At 41.5% G+C, this 4288-nt stretch carries 4 protein-coding genes; all 4 read right to left on the bottom strand.

Annotation, left to right across the window (positions count from 1 at the left end; all coding sequences use genetic code 11):
- Window positions 1–653: PolC-type DNA polymerase III N-terminal domain-containing protein (locus QZ565_RS08385; protein ID WP_295528147.1), on the bottom strand; the 653-nt coding region annotated here is incomplete at its 3' end.
- A gap of 103 nt (window positions 654–756) precedes the next feature.
- Entirely contained in the window at window positions 757–2838 is a 2082-nt protein-coding gene (fusA, locus tag QZ565_RS08380; protein ID WP_295528144.1) for an elongation factor G, read from the bottom strand.
- 278 nt (window positions 2839–3116) lie between these two features.
- Complete coding sequence (rpsG, locus tag QZ565_RS08375) at window positions 3117–3587, bottom strand: 30S ribosomal protein S7 (RefSeq protein ID WP_000087873.1); 471 nt, start codon at window positions 3585–3587, stop codon at window positions 3117–3119.
- A 19-nt stretch (window positions 3588–3606) separates the two neighbouring features.
- Window positions 3607–4020, bottom strand: coding sequence for a 30S ribosomal protein S12 (gene rpsL / locus QZ565_RS08370; RefSeq protein WP_001142332.1), 414 nt, complete (start codon window positions 4018–4020; stop codon window positions 3607–3609).
- Window positions 4021–4288: the final 268 nt, after the last annotated feature.

The following is a 4288-nucleotide window of genomic DNA, read 5'->3' as shown; positions in this document are numbered from 1 at the left end:
GGTTCTTTGGACGAGAAATAAGAGGCTGGCTTCTCTTCTACTGGAGGAGGAGCCATTTGTTCCAGTTGCTCCATAGCTCGTAAAGCTTCTTCGTTGGCAGCCTGAACGATTTGTTCATTCTCCGTATGAAAAGCTTCCTGCTGCTCTTGTGTAAGGGCATCGTTCTTTTCTATTTGGCATACAAAGGCTGGGAAACCAAATTTTTCAAGTTGCTTTTCTAAATTAGGAAGATGATTCTTCTTAAAATGTTCCTTATCAATCGCCTCAGATCCTTCAATAAATAGCTGATTGCCCTCCGCACGAACTTGCAAATTCTGATAAAGAGATTTAAATCCTTGGCTTGCACATGGACCTTCAGAAAAAGCCTCCTTGTAGTAGGCCTGTAAGAGTTGATTAGAAAATTCTTGAGACAGAGCCTTGATTTCAAAAACAGCTTGATTGCCTGTCTTAGAAAATTCTTCCCTCAAACCTTTCTTTATTTCTAAAAAGATTTCAATCGGTAAAATATTAGAAAATACGAAATGAAACTCCCATACCTTACTAATTTTATGAACCACAACTCGCTCAATATCAGCCTGTGCTAAAGCAGGAGCCTGTCTCATTTCAGTAGGCATCCCCAGTTGATTCATCAAAATTTCAAAACTATTTGACATTCATTTTCCTCACATTATTCTCCTACTATTTTACCATATTTAGAGGTATTTTCTAAAGACAAAAGGAAGCCACTAAGTGACTTCCTTTTAGAGCGAGGACTGATTAGTCTTCACCTTTGTTTTTCTTAATGATTTCTTCTTGTACTGACTTAGGTACATCTTCGTAGTGGTCAAATACCATCATGAATGTACCACGTCCTTGAGATGCAGAACGAAGAACTGTTGCGTAACCGAACATTTCAGCAAGTGGAACGTAAGCACGAACGATTTGGCTGTTACCGTGTGCTTCCATACCATCTACACGTCCACGACGAGCAGTTACGTGACCCATAACATCACCAAGGTTTTCTTCTGGAACAGTGATTGTTACAAGCATCATTGGCTCAAGGATAGCTGGTTGTGCTGATTTAGCAGCTTCTTTAAGGGCAAGTGAAGCCGCGATCTTGAAGGCAGTTTCAGATGAGTCGACATCGTGGTATGAACCATCGTAAAGCTTAGCTTTAACGTCAACCATTGGGTAACCTGCAAGAACACCGTTAGCCATAGATTCTACCAAACCTTTTTCAACCGCTGGGATAAATTCACGAGGAACCACACCACCGACGATTGCGTTTTCGAATTCGAATCCTTTACCTTCTTCGTTTGGACTAAACTCAATCCATACATCACCGAATTGACCTTTACCACCAGACTGACGTTTGAAGAATCCACGTGCTTGAGTAGAAGCGCGGAATGTTTCACGGTAAGATACTTGAGGAGCACCTACGTTCGCTTCAACTTTGAACTCACGACGCATACGGTCAACAAGGACATCAAGGTGAAGTTCACCCATACCAGAGATAACTGTTTCACCAGTTTCAACGTTTGTTTCAACGCGGAATGTTGGATCTTCTTCAGCCAATTTTTGAAGGGCGATACCCATCTTGTCTTGGTCAGCTTTAGATTTTGGCTCAACCATCAATTGGATAACTGGTTCTGGAACGTTGATTGACTCAAGGATGATTTTAGCTTTTTCATCTGTCAATGAGTCACCAGTTGTAGTATCTTTCAAACCAACGGCAGCAGCGATATCACCTGAGTAAACAGTGTCAATTTCTTGACGGCTGTTAGCGTGCATTTGAAGGATACGTCCGATACGTTCACGTTTACCTTTAGAAGTGTTCATTACGTAAGAACCAGATTGAAGAACACCTGAGTATACACGGAAGAATGTCAAACGACCTACGAATGGGTCAGTCATGATCTTGAAGGCAAGAGCTGCAAATGGCTCTTCGTCAGATGCTGGACGAGTTTCTTCTTCGTCTGTATCTGGGTTAACACCTTTGATCGCTGGGATATCAAGTGGGCTTGGAAGGTAGTCAATAACCGCATCAAGCATCAATTGAACACCTTTGTTCTTGAAGGCAGAACCACACAATACTGGGAAGAATTCAACGTTGATAGTTGCTTTACGGATAGCAACTTTCAATTCTTCGTTAGTGATTTCTTCACCTTCAAGGTATTTCATCATCAAATCTTCATCAGTTTCAGCAACTGCTTCAACCAATTTTTCACGGTATTCTTGAGCTTGGTCAAGGTATTCAGCTGGGATGTCTTCTTCAAGAATATCTGTACCAAGGTCGTTCGTATAGATTTCAGCTTTCATCTTGATCAAGTCGATGATACCACGGAAGTCATCTTCAGAACCGATTGGCAATTGGATTGGGTGTGCATTTGCTTGAAGACGATCGTGAAGTGTGCTTACAGAGTAAAGGAAGTCAGCACCGATTTTATCCATTTTGTTGGCAAATACGATACGTGGAACTCCGTACTCAGTTGCTTGACGCCAAACTGTTTCAGTTTGAGGCTCAACACCTGATTGTGAGTCAAGAACGGTAACCGCACCATCCAATACACGAAGAGAACGTTGTACTTCAATTGTGAAATCCACGTGTCCTGGTGTGTCGATGATATTTACGCGGTGGTTGTTCCATTGAGCTGTTGTCGCAGCAGATGTGATAGTGATACCACGTTCTTGCTCTTGCTCCATCCAGTCCATTTGTGACGCACCTTCGTGAGTTTCACCGATTTTGTGGATTTTACCAGTGTAGTAAAGAATACGCTCAGTAGTTGTTGTTTTACCAGCATCGACGTGAGCCATGATACCGATATTACGAGTTTTTTCAAGTGAAAATTCGCGTGCCATGAGATTTGTTTCTCCTATTTATTTTTGATTTCTATTCTATTATAACACGATTTTAATAAAAACGGATAGGCAGGACCTACCCGTTCTCAATCTTTTCATGCTATTGTTGGTTTCAACTTATCAGATTATAAGTTGAGTTATAGCTAATACTAATCGATTTAGCTAATTTGAACCCGGGCTAAAAGCTCGGAAAATAGATAAGCTCTCCTAGAATCTTCGATTCTTCGTCAAGCTTCCTAATTTTCAGTCGCTTTTTTAACGCCCTTAGTATCTTAATCTTACCAACGGAAGTGTGCGAATGCACGGTTAGCTTCAGCCATACGGTGAGTGTCTTCACGTTTCTTAACAGCTGCACCAGTATTGTTAGCAGCATCCAAGATTTCTTTTGCAAGACGGTCTTGCATTGTGTGTTCACCACGAAGACGAGCGATTGTTACCAACCAACGAAGTCCAAGTGTTGTACGACGTTCTGGACGAACTTCAACTGGGACTTGGTAGTTAGAACCACCGACACGACGTGCACGTACTTCAAGTACAGGCATGATGTTTTCCATAGCTGTTTCAAATACTTCAAGTGCATCGTTTCCAGTAGCTTCTTTGATTTGCTCAAAGGCACCGTAGACGATTGAAGCAGCTGTACCACGTTTACCGTCAAGCATAACGCGGTTGATAAGACGAGTAACTAGTTGTGAATTGTAAAGCGGATCTGGCAATACGTCACGTTTTGGAGCTCTATTTTTACGACTCATTTCTCTTTATCCCCTTTCCTTATGCTTTTGGACGTTTAGTACCGTATTTAGAACGGCCTTGTTTACGATCGTTAACACCTGCAGTATCAAGTGCACCACGGACGATATGGTAACGTACCCCTGGAAGGTCTTTTACACGTCCACCGCGAAGAAGCACCACGCTGTGCTCTTGCAAGTTGTGTCCGATACCTGGGATGTAGGCAGTAACTTCGATAAGGTTGCTCAAACGTACACGAGCAAATTTACGAAGGGCTGAGTTAGGTTTTTTAGGTGTCATTGTTCCAACACGAGTTGCAACACCACGTTTTTGTGGTGAAGAAACGTTTGTTTGAACTTTTTTATGACTGTTGTAACCAACGTTCAAAGCTGGTGATTTAGATTTTTCTACTTTTGATTTACGCGGTTTGCGAACCAATTGGTTAATTGTAGGCATCTACATTCTCCTGTGTTTTTTTATTTTTGGTGATGATACACTTGGTGACAGCTATCATCTGTGTGTACTTTTGCAACATTTGTCAGCACGTCCCTGTACACTCTTGAGAGACCAAAAGTAAAAAGTACCGTCTATTATTGTAACAAATTTTTTCCTTAGTTGTCAAGACGTTTTTCTTTTTTATTGTTAATTTTAGCTCCTTGGTACCACCTTATACTCAATGAAAATCAAAGAGCAAACTAGGAAGCTAGCCACAGGTTGCTCAAAA

It is taken from the genome of uncultured Streptococcus sp., from assembly GCF_915066115.1.
In the GTDB taxonomy this organism is placed as follows: Bacteria; Bacillota; Bacilli; order Lactobacillales; family Streptococcaceae; genus Streptococcus.
The sequence above is the reverse complement of the archived record's forward strand: the minus strand, read 5'-3'. Positions and strand labels throughout refer to the sequence as shown.